The sequence below is a fragment of the Thermococcus sp. genome (assembly GCF_027008145.1).
Taxonomy (GTDB): domain Archaea; phylum Methanobacteriota_B; class Thermococci; order Thermococcales; family Thermococcaceae; genus Thermococcus.
Window position 1 is genome coordinate 1 of record NZ_JALTCZ010000173.1, and the last position, 5011, is coordinate 5011.

Below are 5011 nucleotides of genomic sequence, written 5' to 3' on the forward strand. Positions count from 1 at the left end.
CCGCTGGAAAGTCTCAGAATACTGCCGGAGAACTTACGGATTTAACACACACGCTCTGAGGTATGCATTTATCTCCTATCTAACAAAGAAGGGCATCGCACCCCAACTCATTGCCAAGATTACAGGGCATAAGACGCTTGACTATATCCTCTACTACACCCAACAACAAAAAGCCGAGGAGATTCTGAAGAAACTTCCAAGGTGATCCTCATGACCGCAGTCCTAATAACCCGCGAAGTTGCACTCCGTAGAGGTGGGACAACATGCCCAAAAAGGCCTACAAAAATAGGGGCTCTCACACGGCCCAAGGAGCAAAAAGAAGGCGAAAGACACGCTTGCATATTTACATTGATGAAGAGGTATCCACTAGGCTGGACGAGCTTCCTTTTAGCAAGTCCAAACTCATCAATAGTTTGCTCAGGTGGTTTCTGATGGGCGAGAAAAGCGCTGTTCTCCAAGTAAAAGTCGTTATGGGGCCGGGGCCGGGATTTGAACCCGGGCTAGGGGATCCACAGTCCCCTGTGCTGACCAGGCTACACCACCCCGGCCATGTCCAGCTAAAGCTTTTGGGTTAGCTTTATAAAGTTTTCGCCGGAAATCGAGAAAAACACCCTCACAGGTGATTACACGACAGGAGGAGAGTTTAAAACTGAAATTTAACCCAAAAACCCGCCGAGGAGGTGTTTCAGTATGAAGGCGAAGCGCGAAGCCCTCAAAAGCCTCTTCACCGCAATGATTGAGGGAGAGGTCGATGAGGACATAATAGGCCTCCTCCTGCTAATCAACTCCATCGACGGAATCTACACCACCAGCTCGTGCTCGGGAAGGATTGGAATCATTGAGGAGCCGGCCTTGGGGGCAAAGCCCCTTTCAAGGTGGCTTGTGAAGGAACACAGGCCCATTGAATTTGAAGAGGCCAAAAGGGCACTCAAAAAAGCCAGGGAAGGAGTGATATTCCTCAAGAGCCAGCCACCGATTTTCCACGTGGTTGCCGAGGACATTGAAAGGGCTAAGAGGCTCCACGAGCTCGGCCTTGCCAGCGGCTTCAAGTATACAACCTTCAAGGCAATCTCGAAAAGGTACCTCGTCGAGATAAACGCAACCGAGTACCTGACGACACCTCTTGGGAGGGACGGGCGGGTTCTGGTGGAGGACGAGTACCTCCAATTTGCCATTGAGATAGGTAATTCAATGCTCAAGCGCTCGAAGGGAAGGCTCCCCCGCCTGAAGAAGAACTTCGAAAAGCTGAGGGAAGAACTCGGAGAGGATGAGCTCTTCTACGAGCTCGCGGAGGAGTTCGGGATAGAGGGAAAATAGCTAACGCATCTCGTTCCATTCCCTGTTTCCGTAGCGCTCCTCTATCAGCTTCTCAGCCAGCTCAAGCTCATAGTCGGTCAATTCGCCTTCCTCAATGTCAAAGCCCCTGGTGAAGCTCTCTCTAAGGAGCTCGTAGGCCTCCCAGCGAGTCAGCCTTATCCCCTCGCGCTCCAGCGTTGTGACACGCTCCCAAATGCTCGAGACGCCTTTGTCCCTGAGCTTTTCCTTCGAAGCCCTCAGAACCCTTCCAAGAACATCGACGCGGGTCGCGTACATGAAGGTGCCGTGCTGTAGGATAATCCCCTTCCTCCTCGTCTGGGCCGAGCCACTGATCTTCTTCCCGTTTACAACGATATCATTGAGTCCAGAAAATGCCGCTTCGAGGTCGAGATCGTTTAGCGCATCGACGAGCGGACCGGCCAGGTAGCGGTAGCTGCTCTCGACGTTCCTAAGTGAGGGATGGAAATCCTCGCCGATGATAACTGAGTAAGTTATCTCCCCAAATTCATCGTGGAAGACTGAACCTCCCCCGGTGATTCTCCTCACGATCGGGATGTCAAGTTTCCTGGCTTCATCAAGGTTTACGTCATGCCTTACGCTCTGGAAGCGCCCTATGGTTATAGAACTCGGCGAAAAAGCATATAAACGAACAGTATCCGGGACTTTGCCCTCTATTCTGGCGAGCAGTATCGCCTCGTCTATCGCCATCTGGATCTCCGGTCTGGCAACTATGAGCGGGATAAACCTCATTCAAATCACCATCGTTAAAAGTCCACAGGTGTTTTTAAGCCCAGCGATAATGACGCTAATCCCTGAGGATGACGAGAGTAGTCACCACTGAGCGGGCTATATCTCTCGAAAACTAAACCAAGAATATCCAGCGCCCGAAGAAAGCTTTCCAAGAGCACTCACAGGGGAGTTACGAAGTTCGCTATGGCGGGCCGGGCGGGATTTGAACCCGCGACCTTCGGCTCCGGAGGCCGACGCCCCATCCATGCTAGGCTACCGGCCCACCCAGAAAATCCTCCGGTTCTCCGTTTAAAAACCTAACCGCTTCCAAGGGATAAACTTTATAAACCTCCCGCAGGGATTTACGAACGGGCACAGCCCCGTGGTGTAGCGGCCAAGCATGCGGGACTCTGGATCCCGCGACCGGGGTTCGAATCCCCGCGGGGCTACCATCATTGAGGGCTCCAGAACCCCCGAACCCCTTTAACTTCCTTTTTCAAACCTCCATTTCGGCCTCAACATTCTGCCCACAATCCTGGCAAACTGCCGGCCATATCCAAACTGGCTGCATTTTTCTCAACCTTTTAGACAAACTCTGCTCTTTTCGTCAATCAGCTCCCATTTCATTGACTTTCTGCCAATGCATATAAAATTTTCCTATAGATTTGAAAGCCAGTAGGGCCCTTTTTCCCAGTTCTCGTGGCTTTTATTTTCATACGGCCGTGTTCACGGCGTTTTAACCCAAAAAACGAAATCTAAACTTTTCAGACAGCTTTAAATAGGAGTTCGTAGACATCTACTAGAGGACTTAAATTTATGCGGAGGTCATCACGTGAGAGAGGGAATGCAATGCTGTTGCGTTATGGGAGAGGGAGGAAAGTGATTAGGATGGGAGCTTCATCGAGCATACTCGGCAACAGCCGAAGGATGCTCATGATAGAGTACTTGAGGAGCAGTGATGGGAGGGCCGAGCTGAGAGAAGTTGTTGACTATATCGCCGAGAGGGAAGGGGACACAAACAGGAAGCACAGGAAGAGCGTCTACGTCAGCCTCGTCCAGACGCACATCCCCAAGCTTGAGAGGGAGGGGGTAATAGATTTCAACCGGGGCATCGTGACGCTCGTGAGAGTCCCTGAGGATGTGACGGTTTACATGGAGACCGTCAACAAAAACGACATAAGCTGGAGCTCCTTCTACATAGGGCTTTCCCTCATCTTTCTGACGGTCGCCGTTTACCTCGGCAACTTTCACCTTGCGATGGCCTCACTTATCTACACCCTCGTTGGCCTTGTCCACCACCGTAAGATAAGGCGCATCTGAGGTTCTTCCCACGGTAAGGCAAGATTACCTTTGGGTAAGTCGCAATTTACTATATAGCCCAAGGACCTACTGACTATGAGCAACCACACGGTTGCCTTGATAGGCACTGTGTTATGCACCTCCGGGGGCGAAACACTCGCCCGCTTCCGTTTCCACAGTGCCTCCCAAAGGAGGCGAAAAAGTTGAGAAAGAATATTGCCTTGGGAATTTTTGGCCTGTTGGTGGCCTTTGGGCTCGTTCTTGGGGCCGGAGCCAACTTCAGGGACTACAACGCGGACAGGAGCGTGCATTGGAACATAGTCACCGATGACACCGAGCTCATCGATCTGACCCCAATCCAGCCCTACGCGTACATCAACGACGGCGGTGTCCTCGTCGTGGACATCAGCCCAGACAACAAAAACTGGCCAGGATACGGAAATGGCCTCAGCCCGAACTCAGAGTACAACTTTGACGAGGTGTTCGAGGTTAGCAACGACCTCTGGGAGGAGAACATGAGCATAGTTGTGAGGATAACCAGTGACAACCCAGTTATCCAGTTCTACGGCGCTGACATGGACGTCCACGACAGCACAACCGGTGCAACTGTTTACGCGAGCAACATGGCGAAGAGCGACGTCTGCTTTGTTGTTAACAACGGCGACGCGGTTAAGGTCGGCATGGACTTCACCGTTGGCAACGACGCGCCCAACACAACCCAGAGTGCATCAGTTCACATAGAGGCCTACAGGCTCGGCACAGAGCCGTCAGACCTGAGCGGAAAGTGCGGTCAGTGAAGGGGGCGTGAAGGATGAACAAGCTATTCGGATTGGCCATACTGATGGTTGGAATGCTTCTAGCTGTTGGAGCAGGCGCGAACTTCCGCTACTACTCAGCGGACAGATCTGCATCATTCCAGGTCGTCTCCGACGACAACGAACTGATTGACCTGACTGCCATACAGCCCTACGTTACCTACAACGCCGGAGAACTCTACGTGGACATAAGCCAGTATAACCTGAACCACCCTGAATGGGGAGGGGACGGCATGAGCCCGAACACCACCTACGTCTTTGAGGAGATGTTCGAGGTCAGCAACCACCTCTGGGAAAACAACGGAACCGACTACCCGATATGTGTGACCATAAAGAGCCAGCACGACAACGTCCTGCTCTTCGCGGGCAACTATACCAACCCCATAGCCGGCCCGGGCAACAACATAGAGTTTACAGTCTACCACGGCAGCCCTATTCCGGTGGGTATGATTTTCAACAACACGAACGCAACCCTTGGACTCGATCAGTTCCAAATGAGCTTTGAGGCACACGCAGGTGAATGCGGACCGCAGTGATTTCCTTCCGGGGCCTTTGCCCCAAACTTTGAGAGGGTTTGCCGATGAGAAGACTGATTGAGAACATAGTAGTTGTGGTAGCGACAGTTTTTCTGCTCGCCTCAGTGACGGGTTTCCTCCTCGGCAGGCCCGTTCTTCTCTCTTACGCTTATTCAGAGAGCATGACCCCCACGATAAACAAGGGCGACATGTTCTTCATCAACCCCCTCTCTAAAGGGGGGAAGGCCGGCGACATAATAGTCTTCCATAGAAGGGACGGATGGACGGTTCACAGGATATTCGCCGTTACAGAGGAAGGATACGTGACCAAGGGGG

6 protein-coding genes, 3 tRNA genes and 1 pseudogene are annotated in these 5011 nt (G+C 52.2%); 7 read left to right on the forward strand and 3 right to left on the reverse strand.

Translation table 11 applies throughout. The annotated features are described in order from the left end of the window. Positions 1–205: pseudogene (locus MVD07_RS08460) on the forward strand (integrase); the annotation flags it as partial. A gap of 266 nt (positions 206–471) precedes the next feature. Here the strand turns inward: MVD07_RS08460 and MVD07_RS08465 are convergent. Continuing rightward, positions 472–548 (reverse strand) — tRNA-His (locus MVD07_RS08465). 142 nt (positions 549–690) lie between these two features. On the opposite strand from MVD07_RS08465, the gene MVD07_RS08470 reads away from it, so the two are divergent. After that, the gene (locus MVD07_RS08470) at positions 691–1317 is read left to right on the forward strand and encodes a hypothetical protein (RefSeq protein WP_297500818.1); all 627 of its coding nucleotides are present in this window, start codon (positions 691–693) and stop codon (positions 1315–1317) included. On the opposite strand, the gene MVD07_RS08475 is transcribed toward MVD07_RS08470, so the two are convergent. After that, positions 1318–2067 carry a biotin/lipoate A/B protein ligase family protein gene (locus MVD07_RS08475; RefSeq protein WP_297500821.1) on the reverse strand — a complete coding sequence of 250 codons (750 nt, stop codon included), beginning with the start codon at positions 2065–2067 and terminating at the stop codon, positions 1318–1320. 184 nt (positions 2068–2251) lie between these two features. Next, positions 2252–2329 (reverse strand) — tRNA-Arg (locus MVD07_RS08480). Between the two features lie 93 nt (positions 2330–2422). Here MVD07_RS08480 and MVD07_RS08485 point away from each other — a divergent pair. The 5 genes from MVD07_RS08485 to MVD07_RS08505 form a co-directional block, all read left to right on the forward strand. Then, positions 2423–2498 (forward strand) — tRNA-Gln (locus tag MVD07_RS08485). A gap of 436 nt (positions 2499–2934) precedes the next feature. Further along, a complete protein-coding gene (locus tag MVD07_RS08490) occupies positions 2935–3366 on the forward strand; it encodes a hypothetical protein (protein ID WP_297500832.1) in 432 nt (143 codons plus the stop codon). A 182-nt stretch (positions 3367–3548) separates the two neighbouring features. Beyond that, entirely contained in the window at positions 3549–4142 is a 594-nt protein-coding gene (locus MVD07_RS08495) for a DUF1102 domain-containing protein (protein WP_297500824.1), read from the forward strand. A gap of 14 nt (positions 4143–4156) precedes the next feature. Further along, positions 4157–4696 (forward strand): DUF1102 domain-containing protein, encoded by a 540-nt coding sequence (locus tag MVD07_RS08500; protein WP_297500826.1) that lies wholly within the window; start codon positions 4157–4159, stop codon positions 4694–4696. Between the two features lie 44 nt (positions 4697–4740). Continuing rightward, positions 4741–5011, forward strand: a 271-nt coding sequence (locus MVD07_RS08505; RefSeq protein WP_297500829.1) for a S26 family signal peptidase, incomplete at its 3' end; no start/stop codon positions are given.

Excerpts from the sequence above, each read along its gene's own strand:
- MVD07_RS08470 (WP_297500818.1), top strand. The coding sequence starts at position 691 with ATGAAGGCGAAGCGCGAAGCCCTCAAAAGCCTCTTCACCGCAATGATT.
- MVD07_RS08475 (WP_297500821.1), bottom strand. The coding sequence starts at position 2,067 with ATGAGGTTTATCCCGCTCATAGTTGCCAGACCGGAGATCCAGATGGCG.
- MVD07_RS08490 (WP_297500832.1), top strand. The coding sequence starts at position 2,935 with ATGGGAGCTTCATCGAGCATACTCGGCAACAGCCGAAGGATGCTCATG.
- MVD07_RS08500 (WP_297500826.1), top strand. The coding sequence starts at position 4,157 with ATGAACAAGCTATTCGGATTGGCCATACTGATGGTTGGAATGCTTCTA.